This is a genomic window from Pseudomonas sp. SBT1-2, from assembly GCF_028640875.1.
Lineage (GTDB): Bacteria > Pseudomonadota > Gammaproteobacteria > Pseudomonadales > Pseudomonadaceae > Aquipseudomonas > Aquipseudomonas chlororaphis_I.
Genome location: NZ_JAQZAA010000083.1, coordinates 75152 through 98200 on the forward strand (window position 1 = coordinate 75152; position 23049 = coordinate 98200).

Genomic DNA, 23049 nt, shown 5'->3' on the forward strand with positions numbered 1-23049 from the left:
CCTACAGGCGGTCACTGTAGGCGCGAGGCTTGCCCGCGATAACGTCCTGTAGCCGCTACCGAAGGTTGCGCTCGACCACGAAGTGGGCGCTGCGATGTCGGCAGCGGCTACAGGTGCAGGCTTACCAAGGAATGGTCTCGCCCTTGTAGTTGACGAAATGGTGCCCGCCCTTGCCGGTATAGGCATTGATCTGCTCGATCAGGCCGCGGGTGCTGGTCTCGACGTCGATGTCGGCGCCTTCGCCGCCCATATCGGTCTTCACCCAACCCGGGTGCAGCGACAGCACGGTGAGCTTCTGCTCGAGCTGGGTCACGAAGCTGTTGGTCATGGAATTCAGCGCCGCCTTGCTGGCCTTGTACAGCGCCAGCTCCGGCGCGTCGGGCATGGTCACGCTGCCCAGCACCGAACTCATGAACGCCAGCACGCCGCTGTCCGGGCGGATCTGCGGGGCGAAACGCTGGGCCAGGTTGATCGGCGCCACGGCGTTGGTGAAGAACAGCTGGCCGACTTCCGCCAGGGTCGCCTTGCCCGGCGTCTGGTCGTCCGGCCCCTTGACCCCGGCGTTGACGAACAGCAGGTCGAACACTTCGCCTTTGAGCTTCTGGTTCAGGGCGATCACCGCCTGCTGGTCGTCCATGTCCAGCTGTTCGATGCGGACCGGACCCAGGGCCTTGAGCGCCTCGGCTTTTTGCGGATTGCGCACGGTGGCGGTGACCTGCCAGCCAGCGTCCAGCAGGCGTTGCACCAGGCCCAGGCCCAGGCCTCTGGAGGCGCCGATGATCAGTGCGGTTTTTGGCGTAGACATGCAGGGATTCCTTGATGAGTGAAGATCATGGATTTAAGGGGCAACGCCGCTGCCGATCGCGCCGAGGCTGAAGCCCAGGCGTTGCGCGGTCTTGATGTAGAGCACCAGCTGCACACATGTCGCTGGGGTAATCACGATAGCCGTTGGCGGTGCGTTGCGCCGCAATCAATCCGCGCTGCTCGTAGAAGCGCAGGGTATCGCGGCTGACGGCGCCGGCCTGGGCACGTTCACCGATGCGCATGCTGGAGTCTCGGAAGGGCTTGACCCTGGAGCATACTCCAGGCTTTAGCCTGCGTGCTCCTTGAATATCCGGAGCGATCCTTTATGTGGAGCACAGCGCAATACCGTCAATTGGTGCGGGCCAGCGGTTGGTACGACCTGATCGTCACCGCCGCCTTTGTCACCCCCTGGAGCTTTCTCGCCCTGCACGGGTTGATGCAGCAGTGGAGCCAGGCCCTCAACCTGCCCGGCGAACTGCCGCCGTTCGCGCCCATGCATCTGCTGATGGTCAACCTGATGGGCTCGATCGTCTGTGTCTGGTCGGTGCTGCGCATCCGCGATCCGCAGCTGGCCTTCGGACGCTACGACGCCGCCGGCCGGCTGCTGTTCTCCACCTGGCAGATCTACGCCCTGGCCCAGGGCGGCACGGCCTTGATCGGCGTGATCCTGTTTTTCGAACTGGCCTGGGCGGTGGCGCAGTTGTGGCCGGTTCGCGGGGAGCAGCGGGCGATTCCTGGCACGGCCTGAAGCATGGTCGGACGGCCGGATCCCACGGGGGCAGGAGCCGGCAGCTCGGCGAGGGCGTCGCAGCGAACGCAGGGGATGAGCAAGGCCGTCCATAACCCGATCCACTGGACGTCTGCCGCGATCAGTCCTTTCCGGCGCTGGCTAATCGAACTGCAACGCATTGGTCAGGTCGCCCATGGGGGACTGTTCCCGGGCGGCCATGGCCTCGTCACGCAGTTTCAGGCCATCGAGCTTTTCCAGGTCGAAGACCCGGGTCACCAGGCGCAGGATCGATGCGGTGTCATACACCGTGTGATCCACCGTCCCCTTGCGGGCGAAGGGCGATACCACCAGGGCCGGAATACGGCTGCCCGGGCCCCAGCGATCGCCCTTGGGCGGAGCCACGTGATCCCACCAGCCGCCGTTCTCGTCGACCGTGACAATCAGCACCATGTTGTTCCACTGCGGACTGTCCTGCAGGGTCTTGATCGCGCGGACCAGATGCCGGTCACCCGCGGCGACGTCTGTGTACCCGGCATGCATGTTGAGGTTGCCCTGGGGCTTGTAGAAGCTCACGCTCGGCAGCTTGCCGGCCAGGGCGTCGGCGAAGAACCGGTTCGTCGACGGGTCGTCGCCCAGGCCGCCATCGCGCAGGCGCCTGGCGCGTTCACCGGGGTGCTCCGGGCCTTGCTGCCGGAAGTAGTTGAAGGGCTGGTGGTGGTACTGGAAGTTGGGGATTTTCGGGATCGCGCCCGAGCCGCTGAACTCATCCAGGGTGGCCTGCCAGCCACCGGCGTACCAGGCCCAGTCGATGTTCCTTTTCGACAGCTTGTCGCCGATGTGCTCGTGGCTTTGCGGAACCAGCACGAAGGGCAGGTCCGGTCTGGAATAGTCCGGTCGTTGTGGGTCGCGTTGCCAGGTCGGCCAGTAGGGCGGCGCGAAGGTGTTGACCGCATAACCGTCCGGGGTGAGCGCGCAGGGGCCGAACTGGGCGGGGCCGTCCATGGCACTGGCGGGCGAGTCGGCCAGGGGCCTGAGCCGCGGGTCGCTGGGGTCGTCGCTGTGCAGGTTGGCGATCTTCACCTTGGCCACCGAGTTGCGGGCGTTCGGATAGTGCGGCACCGCCGCCGAGATCAGGTATTGGTGGTTCAGGTACGAACCGCCAAAGGCGCCCTGGAAGAAGTTGTCGCAGAGCACGAACTGCCGCGCGATATCCCACAGGCGAAGGGCATAGCGGCTTTGCCTGTAGTGCCCCATCGTCAGGCCGCCGGAGTCGGACCAGGCGGCGAACCGGTCATTCATGCCACCGTTGATCTGCATCTGGTTCTGGTAGAACTCGTGGGACAAATCGCGGGTCACCAGGCTCAGCGGGAGGTCCTCGGCATTCGGGCCTTTGAGGGCGAACGGCGCGTTCGGCAGGTCCTGCTGAAATGGCACGCCAGCGGGATAGGTCACGCCATCCGCGGTCTGCGGTCCCAGATGCAGGGTGCCGCCCCAGACCGGGGGCAGGATTTGCAGCAGGCTGCCGTCGCGGTCGCGCTGCTGGTAAGCGGCGGGCTTGAGGCCGGAAAGAGGCTGCTCGAGGCCGGGGAAATCGGCGAACAGGTTGTTGAAGCTGCGGTTCTCGGCATAGATCACCACCACCGTCTTGACGTGCTTGCGCAGTGACCTGTCCAGTTCGGCAGCGGACAGTGGGCGCTTGCCCGGTGTAGGGGGCGCATCGCTGTTGGGCGTGCAACCGTTGAGCGCGGCGCCGGCACCCAGTACCGCGGTACCGGCGAGAAAGTGGCGACGACTGGGATCGATCGGGGTGTCAGGGTTTTCAGGGTCGTTGTGGCTCATTACAGGTATTCCTCCGAAGTTGCAGGGCATCCTCATGGCTCGTTGAAACTCATGTCGCTAGCGCTGGGGGTGCGGCTGGCGCGCTTGTCATGAATGCAGCGCCGGCTATCGAGCGGACGCGCGGGGAGTGCGGCGCTGAGGTCTGCCATGAGCGAGTTGCCGAATGCTTGAAATCCATCAGCTATGAGGGAGGCCCCGGGCAGGGCCTCCCTGGTTAGCCAGCGAGGTCAGAATTTGTAAACGAAGCTGGCGGTGTAGGTACGCGGAGCGGAAGGGAACACCAGGGTCGAGTCGAACAGGTTGGCGGAAGTGAAGTACTTCTCGTTGAACAGGTTGTTGACGGTAAACAGCGCTTCCCAGGACTTCTCGGAATAGCCCACCGAGCCGTTCCATACGGTGTAGTCAGGCAGCTTGATCTGCTTCTGGTTGTCCGCCCATTGCTCGTCTACCCAGGTGAAGCCCAGGCTGGCGTTCACACGGCCACCCCAAGGGGTCGGCTGGGTGTAGTTGCCATACAGGCTGGTTACCCACTCCGGTACGCCGCCACGATCGTACTCGCCACCCAGTACCTGGCCGGTCGGGTCGAAGAAGCGGAAGCCATAGAGTTGCGACGGATCCAGGCCATAGGCTTGGGCGACAGCGGCGGTATTGAGCACGGTGAAAGGCTGCCCTTTCTCACGCACCTTCTGTTTGGTCGCCGAGGCCGTCATGGAGAAGTTCTGGTTGAGCATCCAGCGCAACTCACCTTCGTAACCCTTGCCGTTGACCAGCACAGTGCTGCCGTTTTGCGAGTCGCGGTAGGTCTTCTCCTGGTCGTAGTAGGCCAGCGCGGCGTAGACGTTGCCGTTCTCGCTGTTGTACTTGATGCCGTACTCGCGCAGTTTCGAGTCCTGCAGGTAGTTGCCGCTGGAGACGTCCGACGCTGTTACGCCGCCTGCCTGGTTGGACGACAGCGCGGTCGACTCGGCGTAGGTGAAGTAAGGGATGAACCCCCACGGCGTCTTGTACGAGAGGCTGGCACTGAACGAGTCAGTGGTGTTGTGGTTGGTGGCTTTGTCCGGACGCCCGTCGCCATTGGCATCGCGGACCAGATCGCCATTGGTGGCCTGGGCCTTCTCCTTGGCCTTGGCGTCGTAGTAGTCGAAGCGGTAGCCCAGCAGCAGGTTCCAGTTCTGCCAGTTCATGTCGGACAGCATGAACGCGCCGGTGTTTTTGGTGATGGATGCGCTCTGGGTGTTGAAGTTGCGTCGGTACATGCCGGGAGCGATCTCGACGTTGCCGGTATGACCGATGTCGAAGCTGTCGTCCGGTGTCGGCCCGACGTTCAGGTCGCGGCGGTCGAGGATTTCATCGAGGTAGGACTCACGGTCGATGGCGCTGTAGTAGCGATAGTTGACGCCGACGACGTTGGACGTGCTGACCTCCCCGATCTGCAGCGGGAAGCTCAGGCTGACTTTGTCTTCCCAGGTGTAGGCATCGTAGTCGGCGGTGAAGCCATAGCTGGTGTATTTGTTGTGGTCCAGGGAGTCGTAGAAGAACTGGTTCTTGAGCTCCATGTCATTGTCCAGCGACCAGATAAGGTCGAAGTACGCCGTGGCGGCCTTGCTTTCGCCCTTGTCCTTCTTGTCGGTGAACACCTTGTTGCGGTCGAGCTTGGTGGTCCCGGGGTTGCTCAGTGCCGCGTTCGGGTCTTTCGGGTCGAAGAAGCAGTTGCTGTAGTTCAGGCAGAAAACGTCCAGCTTGGAGTTGCCGCTGCCCGGTGGAAAACCGACGCCCGGGCTGATGTTGTTGCGTACATCGTCAGGGAACAGCACATCGCCCCTTGAGCTCATCTTGGACGGCGCGCCGGTGATGTAGGTGTCGTGGTCGATCAGGTCCTGGGTGACCCGGTTCCATCCGGGGTTCTGGATGCGCTTGGCCTTCAGGTACTGGCCGCCGAACTCGGTCCGCAGGTTGTCGGTGAGGTCCATGTCGAAGGCGATCTGGCCGATGGTCGACTTGGGTTCGACGTTGTCGAAGTAGCTTTTCGAGTCCTCCTGCTCGAAGAAACCATAGACACCGCCCTGGCGCCCCCCCAGCTCGAAGGGCGAGCCGCCTTCGGCGGTGGTGATGTACTGGTCATAGGAACCCACGGTCACACCGAATTGCCCGGTAGGTTTTTCGATGAACTTGGAGGTCGCCGACTTCGAGGATTTCGGGTTGAAGTTCATGTAGCCGCCGACCTTGCCGGCACCGTAGATGGGGGAAACCGGGCCACGCACGATATCGACCGAACTGGCGGCGCGGATCGGCGTTGCATAGTTGCCAGGGTTCTCTACCCGCTTGAACCCCCGGAAGTAGTTATCCGCGGCATCGCCACGCAGGCTCAGTGCCCCCGGCACCCCGAAGAAGGAGCTGGTGTAGGCTCCCGGGGCGAGGCGAACCAGGTCGTTGATGTCGCGCAAGCCGTAGTTTTCGATCAGGTCGGACGACACATCCGACACCGAGCGTGGGGTTTCGGCGATGGACTTGCCCAGGCCGAAAACGCTCTTCACCGGCTGGCTGGGCATGATGCCCATGGTGTCTTCGACACTCTCCTTGAGAATGTAGTCCTCAAGTTCGACCGTCTCTTTCTGATCTTCGGCCATGGCCTGTCCGCCGAGAATCTGCACAGCAGCCGCAACTGCCAGGGCCAGTTTTTGCGGGTGACGCCAGTTATATGTACCCATGGAACACTCCCCTACTACATTTGCTTTTATGTAAAAGTTGTTGAACAACAGGCGAGTGCGTACGGGCAGAAACACAAACTGTTCCTGCCGTACTTGCACAGCCTTCTAGAGCAAGTTGAAGTTCGCTTACTTCTTCTCTGAGGTCATTTCCGGATGAATACGCAAACTGTCGCCGACCCGCGGCTTATTGCCGATGGCGGCAATCTTCGGCAACGACTCCAGAACGATTTCCAGGCACACCGGATTAAGCCGTGGGTAAACTTCGCGAATGGTGTCCCATGTCCAGTTACCCAGGCCTTCGGCTGGATTGGAGATGGCGATCAGCGAGGCATAGTTGATCCCGGCCATGCGCGCATAGATCACTTCCGACCCCACGCTCATGGTCACCAGGTCGCCCCCCATCTTGGCCAGCATGCGCACTTCCGCAGCCGTTTCGAAACGCCCGCCGCGGGTTTGCATGATCACCCCGCTCTTGTGCAGGTTGATCCCGGCGACGGGAGCATCTCCACGATTCAGGCGTTTCTGCGTCTCATCGATCAGGATGTCGCGAAGAATGGGATCCATGGCTGGCGTGTAGCGCGGAACCGGATGGTCGCCCTTGCGGTAGATGGCATCCGGCAGCGCCAGTGGCCGGTCGATGTTGAAGTCGATGACATCATCGGCCACCACCAGATCGTGGAGCTTCATTGCCGGGTTGATACCACCGGCTGTTGCCCCACCAATCGCATCTTTAACCCGTAGCTGGTAAAGGGCCGCCCAGGTTTCGACGATCTTTCCGTCGCCATGCATATTGATGTAATAGAACGGAACGTTTTTATAGTTGCCGCAATAGATAGTTGGGGAAGTTCCGGCTGGAGTTTCAAGGGTGAAGGACTCCTTGAGTTTTCCGGACTTCAACATGGCATCGTTGATGAATGTACCGCCAATCACCGCAATATCGGCTTTGCACGGAACCGCGGGGGTAGCGGCCCAGGCCGTTACCGATAAGCATCCAAGTAATAAACCCAGGAGGATTTTCATGAAACACCTCTTCACTTAGTTGTAAGTCCTGCCGTTTCTCAGGCAAGGCGTGGCCGTCATGCGGGTTGGTTGAATGTCAGCCAACGGGCATTGGTGTTAAGCATCAGCGCCGGCAACGCGCTGGCTGTATGGTTATTGTCCGAACCGGTAAACAGCGGCTTCAGTCGCCAGGAAGTGTTTTCAAGCAACGAGTGCGGTTATCAACGACATCCGCTTGTCAGTGCTCGATCGCGCTTCTTGGGTCATGGCTCAGTTTGTTGTATGGCGTTCACCAGGCCGGGTCATGAGTTCAGTGTCCCGGCAGGGTCTGCGAATACAGCTCCCAGTTTCCCGTCAGCGCGTTGATCACTGTGCTGCCCACTCGATAGGCCGCCTCGAGCGAGGGCTGCATGCCGACGAAACCCGCCTGGTCATGAGCCATGCTTTGCGCGGCGCTCATGCCGGGTGGCTGCATGGTGTAGTTACTGGCGGTACGCAATACCAGCACGCGGTCCAGGTCCACCTTCGCCGCTTTGTTCAGGAAACTGAGGGACTGCAGGGTTCCGGTGTCCTCCATGGCGGAAGTCACGAATTGCCCTTTGCCGTCGGTCCAGTACTTGACCCAGTCACCGGCCCAGTCGTTGAGCCGCTTGCCGTGCCAGAACGTCGAGGAGGCGAGGTTGTCGCCTTTCATGACCCTGGCCGGCAGAACGGCTTGGGGGAAGCCCTTGAACTGTTGGCGAAACGCTGCCAGTTCCTTGTTTTCTACCAGTGGGACGTCCTTTGTCAGGTTGTAGGCCCAATCCACCAGTCGACCATTGAGCTTGTAGACTTCGCCGATGCTGTCCGAACGTGGCTGGGCATAAGGCGTTGCGCGAAAGAACGGGGTGTAGCCGGTTTTCCAGTCTTTGGGGATTTCCCGCGCATCGATCTCGTGCGCCAGGTCACCGTCCACCACATAGTTGGCCCATGCCGCCGAACCGATGGAGCCCTTGTGCGGATTGATGCCGGCAATGCCCGCGACCAGCCAGTACGCCTTGCTCAAGTCAAAGCGTGGATCCATGCCCAGGGCCATTACCGACGCCGCCGCACGGGCAGTGCCCATGCCGGTCACCGTTGCCAGGACGCCGGTTTCAGGGTTCAGGCATACGTCATGAAAACCCTGGGCGAGCGGCATGCACTGATTCAGGCCGGCGCGTTCACGCCAGAACTGAAACTCGCCAGGGTTGTCTCCCTGATCCTGGCCGACCTCGAACATGCTCAGAACTACAGCCTTGATCTGAATCGGCTGCTCGGCGGCCTGGGTTGCTCCGGCTGCGCCCAGGCAGCACAGCGCGGCAGCGAGTGCGCCACTGGTTGTACGTGTCGTCATCGTCTTGATTCCTTGGCAGAGGGCGTGCGCTCCGCGCGCACCCTCCACGGGCTTATTTCAGGTCGAACCTGACCGTCTGTTTAGCGCGCTGCTCAACTGCTGCGCCATTGACCATTCGCGGCTGGAACTTCCAGCGTTTCACCGCGCTGATCGCGGCCTCGTCGAACAGCTTGCGTGGTTTCGACTCGAGGACCTTGGCACTGGCAACCGTGCCGTCCGGGCGGATCGCAAGTTCCAGCACCACATAGCCCTCGATCTTGGCCTGTCGGGCATCACGCGGATAAACCGGTGCCTGCTGATCCAGGGCGACCGCGTCGGTGCTGCTCGACGGTGCGGGCGGTGGCGGCGGCGGTGGAGTAACCGGTGGTGGCGGTGTCGGCGCGGGTGGTGGCGGCACTGGCTGTTGCGGTTTGGGCTCCGGTTTGGGTTTCGGCTTCTCCGGCGTGACCTTTTTCGCCGGCGCAGGCTTTTTCACCGGCGCAGGCGGCGGTGGAGGGGGAGGCGGCGGAGGCGGCGCAGGTGGTGGGGGCGGTGGCGGTGCAGGCGGTGGCGGAGGAGGGACTTGCACCATGGTCACCTTAGTCACCTTCGGAGGCTCCTCAACTACCGGCTGCTTGGCCTCGATCAGGCTCAGCAACGTGATACCCAATGCAACCGCCAGCACAGCCAGGCCGATAGCCGCCGGCATCGACAGGTGATGGTCGACATGATGGTCGTCAGAGGCCCACAAGGCCCCTCGCCGTACGTTGGGGGTCAGGTCGTTCATCAGTTTTGCGTCGCCAGGCCAATAGCACTGATACCGGCAGCGCGTACCAGATCCATTGTGTGCACGATGCTTTCATATTGGGTGCCACGATCGCCGGCGATCACTACATCCAGTTTTCCGCTGTTCTGCATCTCGGTGAGCCGGCTCGTCAGTTGCTCGTCGCTGATGGGCTGGCCATCGACAAACAAGCCACCGTCGTTGGCGACGCCGATATTGAGCGTTACCGACTCGATTGCTTCTTGCGAGGAAGACTGCGGCAACTCCAGGGTAATGCCCGTGCCCTGGATCATCTCGATCATGATGAGTACGAAGAACACCAACAGAAACATCATCACGTCGATCATCGGAATGATTTCGATGCGGGCTTTCTCTTCATGTCCGAGATAGTTTGATCTCTTGCTAGCCATGATTATTTCTCCGAGTGGCGTAGGTATTAATCAACCCTTGGCCAAGCGCCCAACCAGCATGGACTTGATCAGTTCCATCTGATTGACGACCAGGCGGATACGCTTGTTGAAGTGATTGAGAAAAATCACGCAGACGATGGCGATGCATAAACCGACAGCGGTGGCGACCAGTGCATGGGCAATAGGCCCGGTTACCGAACTGACTTTCTGCGATGTATTGGCCGCCAATACACTGAATACCTGGATCATGTGAATGATGGTACCGAGCAGTCCAAGCAGCGGACCTAAAGTTACACAGGTATCCAGTACCCACAGATTGCGATCCAGTCGCGGAATCTGAATCATGATGGTTTCATCGATATCCCGCTCCAGCGCCTCTTCGGACTTGCCGTGAGACTCCACCGCGGCCAATACCAACTTGCCTTGGGCACTTTTACTGTAGTGATCTGCAACTTTCTTGACGTCGGCCAGGTTGTCCTGGTCTACCCGCTTCAAATCCAGATCAAGACTTTGTCCCAGTTTGATACTCGTACTGAAGAAGAAGTAGCGTTCGATGATCACGGCGATCCCGATGATGAATACCACCACCATCAGGGGAATGAGCCCCCAAGAGTCTTTGGAGTACTGAATGACATCTTCTAACATGTGAAATCCTTCATTAACGTTGAGATACATGCTCGGTAGCGGGTACTGGACCGGCGTTGCGAGGCCTTGGTGCAGGTGCTCGACACGCCTCTGTGGAGGGCCAGGTGGAACGAGCGAAGGGGTCTTTGCAAAAACCTGACCAACAGTTCAGCTTAAACCTTTCAGCATGTATAAAATCTTCGAAAACAGCTCTAAATCGGCAATTTTGGCTGAGAAAGAATGGTTTCTTCCTGACGAGCGGTTTGGGTCGGGACAAACGGCTTGAGATCGATTTTCAATACGTGGCGGCAGGGACCTTTGTATCCGCCCCAACATGAAACGCCTCGCACCGTTTTGTGTCCGTTACTCGGCGTCAGGATTCGGATACAAGGGCTGACCTGTCGCTGGAAGTGCTTGAAAACAGGCTCAATATCTCGAAATGAAGCTGTCCTCATCAGCCTGGATGGTAGGGTGTTCGGCTGACTGCAAGGTCGTACCGGTATGAAGGGCTCGCCTGCTTGAAGCAGGGATCTGCGGTCTCTCCGATACAGTGCGCAGGGGGGAAACCGGGCGAAACTTGATCGGGCCGTGGCTGGGGATTCCATAAGCCGTGGCCGGGGCCTTTCGCTGGTCCGGCTGTTCTGGGCAAAGGTCAATCTTGTTGATTGCATGCATGCCCCTGGCTTTCGTTCTGATAAATAAAAAACCGGCGATGAATGACTTCGCCGGAAAAGACATCCTTGTCTGTGGAGGAGAACTCTTCACTTCTTGGGCAAGAAGTGAAATCGAATAAAAAAGTCGACAACAGTTACCCGTGTCGACATAAAGCACAGCCTGCTACTTCATCAATAGCCTGCAGTGCTAGGAGTCCGGCCACTTGGGAGATAAGCCGGAAATCGGTGGAGCCGATACTGGAATACATAGGCAGGACGCAGATCTTTCTATATGACCGATTTCTGCGTTGGGGACAGATAATCTTGTAATAGATAATCCAGTCTTTCTTTAGCCTGAGTGCTCATGCGACGAGTGATAGCCCGGGCGATTAATGCACTTCTTCAAGTGTAAGAAAACAAATGGTTCTGCCTGTGAATATCGTGTGTGGTTACTTCAGTTGAGTGAAAAACCTGTCTGTTCAAAGTGTTCGTCAGCCGTCGAAATTAAAATGGAACTCACGTCCAAAAAAACTAACCCCTGGGTCAGCTTAATCGTTTAAGCAGAAAGCGGGCCAATTTCCCGGGAGGGGCCGGAATAGAGGGTTTCCGGGCGAAAAGCAAATGACCTTGGCCGCGGATTCAGGGATAAGCGGTTGCTATTCGGCAGTCGAGTGGCTGTTTCCACTTGTGGCTGCGCACTCAAGCGGCGCCTGGTGCGCGGGTTTGGGGCGCCATTCATCCATCCTTGTCAGGCAGGAGTCATGCACGTTGGGTGATAGGGACTGCCAGCCCTTTCTGATGGCTGTTGCCTGGGCCAGGCCGGGGGCTGAGGGGAGGTGTTGCGAGGTGGGGGCATGGGCTGTCAGGCAGCCCATGCCGATAGTGAAAAGTCTTCGATCAGTGACCTGCCTGCCACGGCTGCCCCAGCGACACCGGCGCATACAGGCGGGTGCGCAGCGCATCGCGGGACAGCAGCACCAGCACCAGGATGGTCGCGGCATACGGCAGCATCGCCAGCAGGTTCGAGGGAATCGCCAGGCCCAGGCCCTGCGCCACCAGATGCAGGATGCTGGCGAGGCCGAACAGGTAGGCGCCGAGCAGCAGGCGCCATACTCGCCAGCTGGCGAACACCACCAGCGCCAGGGCGATCCAGCCGCGACCGGCGCTCATGTTTTCCGCCCACATCGGTGTGTAGGCCAGGGACAGGTAAGCCCCGGCCAGGCCGGCCATGGCACCGCCGAACAGCACCGCCAGGGTGCGTACCCGCAGCACCGGCAGGCCCATGGCGCTGGCCGCGTCGGGGTTTTCGCCGACCGCCTGGATGATCAGGCCGACCCGGCTTTTCAGGATCACCCAGGCCACCCCGGCGAACAGGGCAAAGGACAGGTAGACCAGCAGGTCCTGGGCAAACAGCATGCGTCCGATCAGCGGGATCTCGCTCAGCAGCGGAATCGCCATGGGCTCGAATCCGGCCAGGGGTTTACCGACCCAGCTGGCGCCGACGAAACTCGACAGCCCGACACCAAAGATGGTCAGGGCCAGGCCGGTGGCCACCTGATTGGCGTTGAACACCAGCGCCACCAGGGCGAACAGCGATGACAGCAGCATGCCGGCGAGCATCGCCAGCAGCACGCCGAGCCACAGGTTGCCGCTGTTCAGGGCGACGATAAAACCGATCACCGCGCCAAACAGCATCATGCCTTCCTGGCCGAGGTTGAGGACGCCGCTCTTTTCGCAGATCAGTTCGCCCAGGGCCACCAGCAGCAGCGGCGTACCGCAGCGGATCATGGCGTAGAAAATATTGCTCAACAGATCGATATCCATCACAGCGCTCCTGCCTGTACGGAAGGGTTGGCGGCGCGACGTGCCCAACGCAGGTTCAGGCGTGGCCGATAGAGAATCAGCACGTCACTGGCCAGCAGGAAGAACAGCATCATGCCCTGGAACAACTGGGTGATGGCTTGCGGCAGGTTGAGGCTCATCTGCGCGTTCTCGCCACCGATGTACAGCAGCGCCATCAGCAGGCTGGAAAACAGAATACCGATGGGGTGCAGGCGGCCGAGAAAGGCCACGGTGATCGCCGCATAGCCGTAGCCGGGCGACACCTGGGGCACCAGTTGGCCGATGGGGCCGGTGACTTCGCACACCCCGGCCAGACCGGCCAGCCCACCGCTGATCAGCAGCGCCAGCCAGATCAGGCGTTTCTCGCGAAAACCGACGAAGCCGGCGGCGCGTTTGTCCAGGCCCAGCACCTTGATCTGGAACCCGACGAAGCTCTTTTGCAGCAGCACCCACACCGCCACCAGGGCCAGCAGGGCGAAATACACCCCGGCATGCACCCGGCCATCTTCCAGGAGCAGCGGCAGGCGGCTGGCATCACCGAACATCGCCGACTCGGGGAAGTTGAACCCGGCCGGGTCTTTCAGCGGCCCGTGCACGCAGTACAGCAGCAGGTTCAGGGCGATGTAGTTGAGCATGATGCTGGTGAGGATTTCATTGGCATTGAAGTGCGTGCGCAACCAGGCGGTGAGGCCGGCCCAGGCGGCGCCGGCCAGGGTGCCGGTGAGCAGGATCAGCACCAGCGCCCAGCGGCTTTGCAGGTCGATGATGTGCACCGCCAGCGCGCTGCCGGCCAGGGCGCCGAGCAGCAATTGGCCTTCGGCGCCGATGTTCCAGATCCGCGCCTGATACGCCACGGCCAGGCCGAGGGCACAGAGCAGGATCGGCAGTGCCTTGACCAGCAGTTCCGAGACGCCATACAGGTCGCTGATCGGGGCGATCAGCAAGGTGTGCAAGGTTTCCAGCGGGTCGTGGCCCAGGGCGATGAACAGCAGCGAGCCGCAGCCCAGGGTCAGGACCGCGGCCAGCAGCGGCGAGCACCAGAGCATCAGGCGCGATTGCTGGCCGCGGGGTTCGAGAGAAAGCAGCATAAATAAAGAGCTCCGTTACGCGGGCTGAGCAGATAAGTGGACGGGAGTATCGAACTGGCCGGCCATCCAGCCGCCGACCTCGATCAGGCTGGTGTCCGCGGTGGCCTTGAGCGCCGACAGGCGACCGCCGCACAGGGCCGCCAGGCGATCGCTGATCTGGAACAGTTCATCGAGGTCCTCGGAGATCACCAGGATCGCCGCCCCCGCATCGCGCAGGGCCACCAGGGCCCGGTGGATAGTCGCGGCGGCGCCGACGTCGACGCCCCAGGTCGGGTGCGCGGCGATCAGCAGCCTGGGGTGCTGGAGGATTTCCCGGCCGAGGATGAATTTCTGCAGATTGCCGCCGGACAGGCTGCGGGCGGCGGTCTGGCTGTCCGGGGTTTTCACCGCGAAGCGGCGGATGATGTCTTCGGCCAGGGCCAGCACCTTGTCGCGCTGGATCAGGCCTTTGCTCACCAGCCCTTGCTGGAAGGCGGTCAGCAGGGCGTTGTCCGCCAGGCTCAGTTCCGGCACGGCGCCGTGGCCCAGGCGCTCGGCCGGGACGAACGCCAGGCCCAGCCCGCGGCGGGCGTCGGGGCGCAGGTGGGCGACGGCTTGCCCGGCGAAGCGCAGGGTGGCGCCTTGGGCGCGGCCAAGGCGCTGTTCGCCGCTGAGCAGGGCCAGCAGTTCGTCCTGGCCGTTGCCGGCGACCCCGGCGATGCCGACGATTTCCCCGCTGCGCACGTCCAGGTCGATGTCCTTGAGCGAGCAGCCGAACGGATCCGGGTTGGGCCAGGACAGCTTCTGGACTTGCAGGAAGGCGTCGCCGCCCTTGGCCTTCGGGTAATCGGTGATCAGGCCCGCGGCTTCGCCGACCATCAGCCGCGCCAGTTCCTGGTCCGAGCATTGCGCGGGTATGCAGTGCCCGGCCACCCGGCCGCCGCGCAGCACCGTGGCGCTGTGGCACAGGGCGCGGACTTCGCCGAGCTTGTGGCTGATGAACAGAATGCTGCAGCCTTCGCTGGCCAGACGGCGCAGGGTGACGAACAGTTCGTCGGCCTCCTGGGGCGTCAGCACCGAGGTTGGTTCGTCGAGGATCAGCAGGCGGATGTCCTGCATCAGGCAGCGAATGATCTCCACCCGCTGGCGCTCGCCGATGGACAGGCTGTGCACCAGGCGTTCCGGCTCCAGGGCCATGCCGTAGCGCTGCGAAACCTGGCGGATCTTCGGCTCCAGCTGCTTCGGCGTGCCGGCTGCGGCGCCCATGGCCAGGGCGATGTTCTGCGCCACGCTCAGGGTCTCGAACAGCGAGAAATGCTGGAACACCATGCCGATCCCCAGGCTGCGCGCCTGGGCCGGATTGCGCATGAGCTGATGCTGCCCCTGCCAGATCAGCTCGCCCGAGTCGGCCTGGGTTACCCCGTAGATGATCTTCATCAGGGTGCTTTTGCCGGCGCCGTTTTCACCGAGCAGGGCATGGATCTCCCCGGGCTGGATGCTCAGGTCGATCCCGTCGTTGGCCAGGCAACCGGGATAACGCTTGGTGATCCTGCGCAGTTGCAGGCGGGGTGTTGCATCGGGGATGGGTACAGGGTTTGGCATGACGGACTCGGGTTGCTGAACGTTATGCCGGTGGACAAAGCAATTTCCTGGCCAGTGAGTCAGGAAATTGCCAGGGCCCCGATGAACTGCGGCCTCGTGCCCCCTTTGCTCGTTCCCTGCACCTGCACTTGGCACCAGTTCAGGGCAAGGTGCTTGAAAAGGCTGCGGTTTACCCGAACGAGACTGGTCGAAAAATGATCAGGTGCCTGCAAGCCTTGCCGTATCGGCGGCTGGCGCAGCCTTGCACGGGTTATCCACAGCTTGCTCCACAGTATTTGTGTGCAAGCCCAAAGGTCGGGCATAAGCACTGTGTGGCTTTCTTCTAAAAGCGATAAACCGAGCTAACTTACTGTTTTAACTTGAAAAATATGTTTTTGATGAGCAATTGGACGAAAAGTGAGCAACCGCCGCAAAGCCACGTTGCAAAAGGGTTACAGGCGAGTGTGCTCAGGTTATCCACAGCCGGGTGCACAGCAGGTGTGGGCAAGTCGGCTATCCACCGGGCCATTGTGCACAGGATGATTTCCAGGCGTGGGTGCGTATTGGTGCACTCAGCGCTGCAAGAAGATGCGCCCGCGGCTCAGGTCGGCCAGCTGGCTTTGCAGGGTGGCGATCTGGCTTTCACCCAGGGCCAGTTGCAGTTCCACGCCGTTGGCCGTGAACTGCTCCTCGACCAGCAGCCCGCCGAGTTCGGCGAGCCGCAGCTTGACCAGGGCCAGCTCGCTGAAGCTGCAGGCGCAGCGCAGGGCTACGCGGCTGATCAGTTCGATGCGTTCGGCGCCTTGCAGGCACTTGTTGGCGCTGCCGCCATAGGCTCGGGCCAGGCCGCCGGTGCCCAGTTGAATGCCGCCGTACCAGCGAATCACCAGTACCGCGACCTGATCGCAATCCTGGGCCTCGATGGCCGCGAGGATCGGCCGGCCGGCAGTGCCGCCAGGCTCGCCGTCGTCACTGCTGCGGTATTGGTCGGCGAGTTTCCAGGCCCAGCAGTTGTGGGAGGCGTTGAGATCGCTGTGCTGTTCGATAAAGGCCTGGGCCTCGGCCGCGCTGTTGATCGGTGCGGCGAGGGCGATAAAGCGGCTTTTGCGAATCTCTTCGCGGTATTCGCAAAGGCCGGCGAGGGTAAAGGGCATGCGCTGTGTTCTTTATAAGGCAGGCTTGAGGCCGCAACCCTTGAGGATGATGCGGATCAGGTTGTTGCCGGCGTCTTCCATGTCCTGCTTGGTCAGCTTGCTGCGACCGGTGACGCGGCAGATCTGGGTGGCGAAGTCGGCGTAATGCTGGGTGCTGCCCCACAGCAGGAAGATCAGGTGCACCGGGTCCACCGGGTCCATCTTGCCGGCGTCGATCCAGGCCTGGAACACCGCGGCGCGCCCTTGGAACCAGGCGCGGTAGTCCTGGCTGAAGTATTCGCTGAGGCATTCGCCGCCGCTGATGATCTCCATGGCGAAGATCCGCGAGGCCTGCGGCTGGCGCCGGGAGAACTCCATCTTGGCGCGGATGTAGCGGCTCAGCGCTTCGGCCGGATCGTCCTCGGCGGTCAGGGTGTTGAAGGTGCTGTCCCACAGCTCGAGGATGTTGCTCAGCACCGCGACATACAGCCCAAGCTTGTTGGTGAAGTAGTAGTGCAGGTTGGCCTTGGGCAGGCCGGCATTCTGCGCGATGGTGTTCATGCTGGTGCCTTTGAAACCGTGACGGGCGAACTCGTCTTCGGCGGCCTTGATGATCGCTTCTTCGTTTTTCTGGCGAATACGGCTGGCGGGCTTGGCGGTTTGAGGGCCGGCGTGGGCTGGGACTTCAAGGGTCATAGGCGTTTCCGAGCTGTTCTGTGGGTGCAACCAGTGCGTTGATAGCGCACCCACAGGCCTCAGACAAGTCTTAATGGGCAGAAAACCCTCAAAGCGGTTCCAGGGTGTCGCTTTCGCGAGCCGGATTTGCGCTACGCAGCGCGGCTCGATCTTCCGGTAGCAACAGGCACATGAGGATCGCGGTCAGGCCGCCGCTGGTGATCGCCGAGTCGAACAGGTTCTGCACCACCTTGGGCAACAGGTGCAGCAGGTTCGGTTGCGCCGCGATCCCCAGGCCGACGCCGAAGGAGGTGGCGATGATCAGCATGCTGCGCCGGTCCAGCGGTGCCTGGGCGAGGATGCGCACGCCGGCCGCGGCGACGCTGCCGAACATCACCAGGGTCGCGCCGCCCAGCACTGGCTTGGGGATTTGCTGCAGCACCGCGCCGATCAGCGGAAACAGGCCCAGGCAGAACAGCAGCAGGCCGATATACAGCCCGACATGCCGGCTGGCCACGCCGGTCAGCTGAATCACCCCGTTGTTCTGGGCGAACGTGGTGTTGGGGAAGGCGCTGAAGGTCGCGGCGATCATGCAACTGACGCCGTCGCCGAGGATGCCGCCCTTGAGCCGGCTTATATAAGAAGGGCCGCTGATGGGCTGGCGAGCAAGCATGCAGTTGGCGGTCAGGTCGCCGACGGTTTCGATGGTGCTGATCAGGTAGATCAATGCCACGGGCAGGAACGCCGTCCAGTCGAAGCTGAAGCCGAAGCGGAAGGGCGTCGGCAGGCTGACCAGCGGCAGGTCGGGCAATGCCTGGGGCACCAGCTTGCCGCTGAACCAGGCGGCGAGGCTACCCAGGGCCAGGCCGATGATGATTGCCGACAGCCGTACCCAGGGCGTGTTCGAGCGGTTCAGCAGGATGATCGTCAACAGCACGAACAGCCCCAGCGCCAGATTGCCTGGGGCGCCGAAGTCCGCGGCATTGAAGCCGCCGCCCAGGTCGGTGATGCCGACCTTGATCAGGCTGACGCCGATCAGGGTGATCACGATGCCGGTGACCAGCGGCGTGATGACCCGACGCAATTGGCCGATGAAGCGGCTCAGGACGATCTGCACCGCCGCGCCGAAAAAACATACGCCGAAAATCATCGCCAGGATGTCTTCCGGGCTGCCGCCCCGTTGCTTGACCAGAAAGCCCGCGGACAGCACTGCGCCGAGGAAGGCGAAGCTGGTGCCTTGCAGGCAGATCATCCCCGCGCCGATCCCGAATGGCCGACGCGCCTGGATGAAGGTGCCGACGCCGGAAACCATCAGCGCCATACTGATCAGGTAGGGCAGGTAGGTGCCCAGGCCCAGGGCGGAACCGATCACCAGCGGCGGGGTGATGATGCCGACGAAGCTCGCCAGCACATGCTGCAGGGCGGCGAGTATCGCGGCGAGCGGTTTCGGGCGATCGTCGAGGCCGTAGATCAGATCGCTTTGGCGGGAGGTGTCTGGCTGCATGGACTGGGAACTCAGGGCTGACGGTTCAAGGTCATCGTGCCCTGCAAAAAGCTGTCCAGGTGCTCAGGTTATTGTGTGTTATCTCCGCTGTAAGTCAATGAATGTGAGGCTTTGATGGCGTCTTCTGTTTTTTCAGCGGGTGGCCGCCAGGCTGTCCAGGAAGCTTTCCAGCACCAAATGGGGGCGACGGCCCTTGCGTGTGACCGATGCCAGGCTCAGGTCATAAAAGCGTGAAGCGGGTTTGAGGGCGCGCAGTCGCCCTTGCTGGACCCAGAGGCTGGCGTAGTGGTCCGGCAGGTAACCGATGTAGCGTCCGGTGAGGATCAGGAACGCCATGCCTTCGCGGTCCGAAGCGCTGGCGGTGCAATTGAGCGCCTGGTAATGGGCCTGGATCTCGGCGGGCAGGCGGAAAGTCGGGGCGATGGCGTCCTGCTCATTGAGGCGCCGATCGTCCAGTTGCTTGTCGTCGACATAAAACAGCGGATGGCCGACGGCGCAGTAAAGCAGCGAGCGTTCGCTGTACAGCGGCTGGTATTCCAGCCCGGACAAGGCGCTGGCCTGGGGCACCACGCCGACATGCAGGCGACCGTCGAGCACCCCTTGTTCGACTTCGTTGGGGGCGATCATGCGGATCTGGATCTGCACGTCCGGCCCGCGTTCCTTCAGTTGAGCCAGGGCATGGGTGATGCGCATGTGGGGCAGGGTGACCAGGTTGTCGGTCAGGCCGATGATCAGTTCGCCCCGCAGGTGACGGTGCAGGCCGTTGACCTCGGTGCGAAAACTTTCCAGGGCACTCAACAGTTGCAGGGCCGATTGATACACCTCGCGACCCTCTTCGGTCAGCGAGAAGCCGGCGCGCCCGCGTTGGCACAGGCGCAGGCCGAGGCGTTGCTCGAGGTCGCTCATCTGCTGGCTGATGGCCGAGCGACCGATGCCGAGCACGGTTTCCGCGGCGGAAAAGCCACCGCACTCGACCACGCTGCGAAAGATCCGCAGCAGGCGGATATCAAAGTCGCTGACTTGCGCCAGCGGGTCGGCGCGACGGCTGCTCATAGTTTAGTGAACCACTGACTGAAGGTTATAAAAGTTGGATTTCACCGACTTTATAGCCGTGGCAACTTAGCTGCAACAACGCTTTCCGATCCCTGCGCCGCTTATTGCCCTGCGAGGTTTTGCCCCATGAACATGCATGAAAACGCTCCAGCTTCCCTGGCCAGCCAGCTCAAGCTCGATGCTCACTGGATGCCCTACACCGCCAACCGCAACTTCCAGCGCGATCCACGTCTGATCGTCGCCGCCGAAGGCAGCTGGCTGGTCGACGACAAGGGCCGCAAGGTTTATGACTCGCTGTCCGGCCTGTGGACCTGTGGTGCCGGCCACACCCGCAAGGAAATCCAGGAAGCGGTGGCCAAGCAACTGGGCACCCTCGATTACTCGCCAGGCTTCCAGTACGGTCACCCGCTGTCGTTCCAGCTGGCCGAGAAAATCACCGCGCTGACCCCGGGCAACCTGAACCATGTGTTCTTCACCGACTCCGGCTCCGAATGCGCCGATACCGCGGTGAAAATGGTGCGCGCCTACTGGCGCCTGAAAGGCCAGTCGACCAAGACCAAGATGATCGGCCGTGCCCGTGGCTACCACGGCGTGAACATTGCCGGCACCAGCCTCGGCGGGGTCAACGGCAACCGTAAACTGTTTGGCCAGGCGATGATGGATGTCGACCACCTGCCGCACACCCTGCTGGCAAGCAACGCGTTCTCCCGTGGCATTCCGGAGCAGGGCGGTATCGCCCTGGCCGACGAGCTGCTCAAGCTGATCGAATTGCATGACGCCTCCAACATCGCCGCGGTGTTCGTCGAGCCGCTGGCCGGTTCCGCTGGCGTGCTGGTGCCGCCACAGGGTTACCTCAAGCGCCTGCGGGAAATCTGCGACCAGCACAACATCCTGCTGGTGTTCGACGAAGTGATCACCGGTTTCGGCCGTACCGGCAAGATGTTCGGTGCCGACAGCTTTGGCGTGACCCCGGACCTGATGTGCATCGCCAAGCAAGTCACCAACGGCGCGATTCCGATGGGCGCGGTGATTGCCAGCTCCGAGATCTACCAGACCTTCATGAACCAGCCGACCCCTGAGTACGCGGTGGAATTCCCCCACGGCTACACCTACTCGGCGCACCCGGTGGCCTGCGCGGCCGGCCTGGCGGCACTGGATCTGCTGCAGAAGGAAAAACTGGTGCAGAGCGTCGCTGAGGTGGCGCCGCATTTCGAGAAGGCGCTGCACGGTATCAAGGGTGCGAAGAATGTCATCGACATCCGTAACTTCGGCCTGGCCGGTGCCATCCAGATTGCTCCACGGGATGGCGATGCCATCGTGCGTCCGTTCGAAGCGGGCATGGCGCTGTGGAAAGCCGGTTTCTATGTACGCTTCGGCGGCGACACCCTGCAGTTTGGCCCGACCTTCAACAGCAAGCCGCAGGATCTGGACCGTCTGTTCGATGCCGTCGGCGAAGTGCTGAACAAGCTCGACTGATTCCCCAAAACTGTAGGAGCCGAGCTTGCTCGCGATGGCGTACTCATAGGCGCCATCGTGGTTTGGCTCATGTTCAAAGTCATCTATATAGAGCAGGCGCCCCTTGGCGGGTGCCTGTGGACAACTTCAGGAGTTCCCCGATGAGCGTTATCCCGCATTTGATCAATGGTGAACTGGTGACCGAGAGCGGTCGCGCGGTCGATGTGTTCAACCCGTCCACCGGTCAGGCGATCCACAAGCTACCGCTGGCCAGCCGCGAAACCATCCAGAACGCCATCGATGCCGCCAAGGCTGCCTTCCCGGCCTGGCGCAACACGCCGCCGGCCAAGCGTGCCCAGGTGATGTTCCGCTTCAAGCAACTGCTGGAGCAGAACGAATCACGCATCGCCCAGTTGATCAGCGAAGAACATGGCAAGACCCTGGAAGACGCCGCCGGTGAGCTCAAGCGTGGTATCGAGAACGTCGAGTTCGCCTGTGCCGCTCCGGAAATCCTCAAGGGCGAGTACAGCCGCAACGTCGGCCCGAACATCGATGCCTGGTCCGACTTCCAGCCGCTGGGCGTGGTTGCCGGCATCACCCCGTTCAACTTCCCGGCGATGGTGCCGCTGTGGATGTATCCGCTGGCGATCGTCTGCGGCAACTGCTTCATCCTCAAGCCATCCGAGCGTGACCCGAGTTCGACCCTGCTGATCGCCCAGCTGCTGCTGGAAGCCGGCCTGCCGAAAGGGGTGCTGAGTGTGGTGCACGGCGACAAGGCTGCGGTGGACGCGCTGATCGAAGCGCCGGAGATCAAGGCACTGAGCTTCGTCGGTTCGACGCCGATTGCCGAATACATCTACGCCGAAGGCACCAAGCGCGGCAAGCGCGTGCAGGCACTGGGCGGGGCGAAGAACCACGCCGTGCTGATGCCGGATGCCGACCTGGATAACGCGGTCAGTGCCCTGATGGGCGCGGCCTACGGTTCCTGCGGCGAGCGCTGCATGGCGATCTCGGTTGCCGTGTGTGTCGGCGACCAGGTGGCCGATGCGTTGGTGGCCAAGCTGGTGCCGCAGATCAAGGCGCTGAAAATCGGTGCCGGCACTTCCTGTGGCCTGGACATGGGGCCGCTGGTCACAGGTCAGGCGCGGGACAAGGTCAGCGGTTATGTCGAGGATGGCGTGAAGGCGGGCGCGAAACTGGTGGTCGACGGTCGTGGCCTGAGCGTGCCGGGGCATGAAGAAGGCTTCTTCCTTGGTGGCTGCCTGTTCGACAACGTCACCCCGGAAATGCGCATCTATAAAGAAGAGATCTTCGGGCCGGTGCTGTGCGTCGTGCGGGTGAACAGCCTGGAAGAAGCCATGCAACTGATCAACGATCACGAGTACGGCAACGGTACCTGCATCTTTACCCGTGACGGTGAAGCGGCGCGTCTGTTCTGTGACGAGATCGAAGTCGGGATGGTGGGCGTCAACGTACCGCTGCCGGTGCCGGTGGCTTACCACAGCTTCGGCGGCTGGAAGCGTTCGCTGTTTGGCGACCTGCATGCCTACGGTCCGGACGGTGTGCGTTTCTATACCCGTCGCAAGGCGATCACGCAGCGTTGGCCACAGCGCGCCAGTCATGAAGCCTCGCAGTTTGCCTTCCCTAGCTTGTAATAAGTAGAAGGGTATTAAAGGCCGCCCCCTTGGGGGCGGCCTTTGCTTTTAAGGGCGTTTTTGATCGATATGACAGATTTGTGAAAATAAGTGTTGACGGCAGATTCTGGAAGTCTATAATTCGCCCCACTTCCGGCGCAGTCGAAACGGAAAACTCCTTGAGATTCAACGAGTTATGCGGT

The 23049-nt window shown here is 61.6% G+C and carries 19 protein-coding genes and 1 pseudogene; 3 read left to right on the forward strand and 17 right to left on the reverse strand.

Features of this window, described 5'->3' with window-relative positions:
* Positions 1-121: 121 nt before the first annotated feature.
* Together PVZ78_RS16955 and PVZ78_RS16960 are read right to left on the reverse strand one after the other, a co-directional pair.
* Positions 122-805, reverse strand: coding sequence for an SDR family oxidoreductase (locus PVZ78_RS16955; RefSeq protein WP_009046821.1), 684 nt, complete (start codon positions 803-805; stop codon positions 122-124).
* Positions 806-844: 39 nt separating this feature from the next.
* Positions 845-1046 (reverse strand): annotated as a pseudogene (locus PVZ78_RS16960) (MerR family transcriptional regulator); the annotation flags it as partial.
* An 83-nt stretch (positions 1047-1129) separates the two neighbouring features.
* Here PVZ78_RS16960 and PVZ78_RS16965 point away from each other — a divergent pair.
* Positions 1130-1552 (forward strand): hypothetical protein, encoded by a 423-nt coding sequence (locus tag PVZ78_RS16965; protein ID WP_110176087.1) that lies wholly within the window; start codon positions 1130-1132, stop codon positions 1550-1552.
* 141 nt (positions 1553-1693) lie between these two features.
* On the opposite strand, the gene acpA is transcribed toward PVZ78_RS16965, so the two are convergent.
* From acpA to PVZ78_RS17035, 14 genes are all read right to left on the reverse strand, one after another.
* Positions 1694-3373: an acid phosphatase gene (acpA, locus tag PVZ78_RS16970; RefSeq protein ID WP_016703809.1), complete on the reverse strand. Its 1680-nt coding sequence runs from the start codon at positions 3371-3373 to the stop codon at positions 1694-1696.
* Between the two features lie 227 nt (positions 3374-3600).
* Positions 3601-6081, reverse strand: coding sequence for a TonB-dependent siderophore receptor (locus PVZ78_RS16975; RefSeq protein ID WP_016703810.1), 2481 nt, complete (start codon positions 6079-6081; stop codon positions 3601-3603).
* A 126-nt stretch (positions 6082-6207) separates the two neighbouring features.
* Positions 6208-7101, reverse strand: coding sequence for a phosphorylase family protein (locus tag PVZ78_RS16980; protein ID WP_009046826.1), 894 nt, complete (start codon positions 7099-7101; stop codon positions 6208-6210).
* 289 nt (positions 7102-7390) lie between these two features.
* A complete protein-coding gene (locus PVZ78_RS16985) occupies positions 7391-8452 on the reverse strand; it encodes a purine nucleoside permease (RefSeq protein ID WP_009046827.1) in 1062 nt (353 codons plus the stop codon).
* 52 nt (positions 8453-8504) lie between these two features.
* The gene (locus PVZ78_RS16990; RefSeq protein ID WP_036985478.1) at positions 8505-9218 is read right to left on the reverse strand and encodes an energy transducer TonB; all 714 of its coding nucleotides are present in this window, start codon (positions 9216-9218) and stop codon (positions 8505-8507) included.
* Positions 9218-9625 carry an ExbD/TolR family protein gene (locus PVZ78_RS16995; protein ID WP_009046829.1) on the reverse strand — a complete coding sequence of 136 codons (408 nt, stop codon included), beginning with the start codon at positions 9623-9625 and terminating at the stop codon, positions 9218-9220. Before PVZ78_RS16995 ends, PVZ78_RS16990 begins: the two co-directional genes overlap by 1 nt.
* Positions 9626-9655: 30 nt before the next feature.
* Positions 9656-10270: a MotA/TolQ/ExbB proton channel family protein gene (locus PVZ78_RS17000; RefSeq protein ID WP_009046830.1), complete on the reverse strand. Its 615-nt coding sequence runs from the start codon at positions 10268-10270 to the stop codon at positions 9656-9658.
* A 1529-nt stretch (positions 10271-11799) separates the two neighbouring features.
* Positions 11800-12726, reverse strand: coding sequence for an ABC transporter permease (locus tag PVZ78_RS17005; protein ID WP_016703814.1), 927 nt, complete (start codon positions 12724-12726; stop codon positions 11800-11802).
* Positions 12726-13832, reverse strand: coding sequence for an ABC transporter permease (locus tag PVZ78_RS17010; protein WP_101281757.1), 1107 nt, complete (start codon positions 13830-13832; stop codon positions 12726-12728). Before PVZ78_RS17010 ends, PVZ78_RS17005 begins: the two co-directional genes overlap by 1 nt.
* A 15-nt stretch (positions 13833-13847) precedes the next feature.
* Complete coding sequence (locus tag PVZ78_RS17015) at positions 13848-15413, reverse strand: ABC transporter ATP-binding protein (RefSeq protein ID WP_101281758.1); 1566 nt, start codon at positions 15411-15413, stop codon at positions 13848-13850.
* Positions 15414-15964: 551 nt separating this feature from the next.
* Entirely contained in the window at positions 15965-16546 is a 582-nt protein-coding gene (locus PVZ78_RS17020) for an IMPACT family protein (RefSeq protein ID WP_009046834.1), read from the reverse strand.
* A gap of 12 nt (positions 16547-16558) precedes the next feature.
* Positions 16559-17221 carry a TetR/AcrR family transcriptional regulator gene (locus tag PVZ78_RS17025; RefSeq protein WP_009046835.1) on the reverse strand — a complete coding sequence of 221 codons (663 nt, stop codon included), beginning with the start codon at positions 17219-17221 and terminating at the stop codon, positions 16559-16561.
* Between the two features lie 88 nt (positions 17222-17309).
* Positions 17310-18704: a uracil-xanthine permease family protein gene (locus PVZ78_RS17030; RefSeq protein WP_016703817.1), complete on the reverse strand. Its 1395-nt coding sequence runs from the start codon at positions 18702-18704 to the stop codon at positions 17310-17312.
* Positions 18705-18836: 132 nt separating this feature from the next.
* Positions 18837-19757: a LysR family transcriptional regulator gene (locus PVZ78_RS17035; protein WP_009046837.1), complete on the reverse strand. Its 921-nt coding sequence runs from the start codon at positions 19755-19757 to the stop codon at positions 18837-18839.
* Positions 19758-19883: 126 nt separating this feature from the next.
* Here PVZ78_RS17035 and PVZ78_RS17040 point away from each other — a divergent pair, with 126 nt between their 5' ends.
* Both PVZ78_RS17040 and PVZ78_RS17045 read left to right on the forward strand, forming a co-directional pair.
* On the forward strand, positions 19884-21233 hold the full coding sequence (locus PVZ78_RS17040; RefSeq protein ID WP_038630538.1) for an aspartate aminotransferase family protein: 1350 nt from the start codon (positions 19884-19886) through the stop codon (positions 21231-21233).
* Positions 21234-21373: 140 nt separating this feature from the next.
* The gene (locus PVZ78_RS17045; RefSeq protein WP_038630539.1) at positions 21374-22867 is read left to right on the forward strand and encodes a CoA-acylating methylmalonate-semialdehyde dehydrogenase; all 1494 of its coding nucleotides are present in this window, start codon (positions 21374-21376) and stop codon (positions 22865-22867) included.
* Here the strand turns inward: PVZ78_RS17045 and PVZ78_RS17050 are convergent.
* The coding region (locus PVZ78_RS17050) for a hypothetical protein (RefSeq protein WP_273828983.1) at positions 22857-23049 on the reverse strand (193 nt) is incomplete at its 5' end. The genes PVZ78_RS17045 and PVZ78_RS17050 overlap by 11 nt on opposite strands.

Bases quoted from the DNA above. Each gene is read 5' to 3' on its own strand.
- PVZ78_RS16955 (WP_009046821.1), bottom strand. From the start codon at position 805: ATGTCTACGCCAAAAACCGCACTGATCATCGGCGCCTCCAGAGGCCTG.
- PVZ78_RS16985 (WP_009046827.1), bottom strand. From the start codon at position 8,452: ATGACGACACGTACAACCAGTGGCGCACTCGCTGCCGCGCTGTGCTGC.
- PVZ78_RS17030 (WP_016703817.1), bottom strand. From the start codon at position 18,704: ATGCAGCCAGACACCTCCCGCCAAAGCGATCTGATCTACGGCCTCGAC.
- PVZ78_RS16980 (WP_009046826.1), bottom strand. From the start codon at position 7,101: ATGAAAATCCTCCTGGGTTTATTACTTGGATGCTTATCGGTAACGGCC.
- PVZ78_RS17035 (WP_009046837.1), bottom strand. From the start codon at position 19,757: ATGAGCAGCCGTCGCGCCGACCCGCTGGCGCAAGTCAGCGACTTTGAT.
- PVZ78_RS16975 (WP_016703810.1), bottom strand. From the start codon at position 6,081: ATGGGTACATATAACTGGCGTCACCCGCAAAAACTGGCCCTGGCAGTT.
- acpA (WP_016703809.1), bottom strand. From the start codon at position 3,373: ATGAGCCACAACGACCCTGAAAACCCTGACACCCCGATCGATCCCAGT.
- PVZ78_RS17025 (WP_009046835.1), bottom strand. From the start codon at position 17,221: ATGACCCTTGAAGTCCCAGCCCACGCCGGCCCTCAAACCGCCAAGCCC.
- PVZ78_RS16990 (WP_036985478.1), bottom strand. From the start codon at position 9,218: ATGAACGACCTGACCCCCAACGTACGGCGAGGGGCCTTGTGGGCCTCT.
- PVZ78_RS17040 (WP_038630538.1), top strand. From the start codon at position 19,884: ATGAACATGCATGAAAACGCTCCAGCTTCCCTGGCCAGCCAGCTCAAG.
- PVZ78_RS17020 (WP_009046834.1), bottom strand. From the start codon at position 16,546: ATGCCCTTTACCCTCGCCGGCCTTTGCGAATACCGCGAAGAGATTCGC.
- PVZ78_RS17005 (WP_016703814.1), bottom strand. From the start codon at position 12,726: ATGGATATCGATCTGTTGAGCAATATTTTCTACGCCATGATCCGCTGC.
- PVZ78_RS16965 (WP_110176087.1), top strand. From the start codon at position 1,130: ATGTGGAGCACAGCGCAATACCGTCAATTGGTGCGGGCCAGCGGTTGG.
- PVZ78_RS17010 (WP_101281757.1), bottom strand. From the start codon at position 13,832: ATGCTGCTTTCTCTCGAACCCCGCGGCCAGCAATCGCGCCTGATGCTC.
- PVZ78_RS17015 (WP_101281758.1), bottom strand. From the start codon at position 15,413: ATGCCAAACCCTGTACCCATCCCCGATGCAACACCCCGCCTGCAACTG.
- PVZ78_RS17000 (WP_009046830.1), bottom strand. From the start codon at position 10,270: ATGTTAGAAGATGTCATTCAGTACTCCAAAGACTCTTGGGGGCTCATT.
- PVZ78_RS17045 (WP_038630539.1), top strand. From the start codon at position 21,374: ATGAGCGTTATCCCGCATTTGATCAATGGTGAACTGGTGACCGAGAGC.
- PVZ78_RS16995 (WP_009046829.1), bottom strand. From the start codon at position 9,625: ATGGCTAGCAAGAGATCAAACTATCTCGGACATGAAGAGAAAGCCCGC.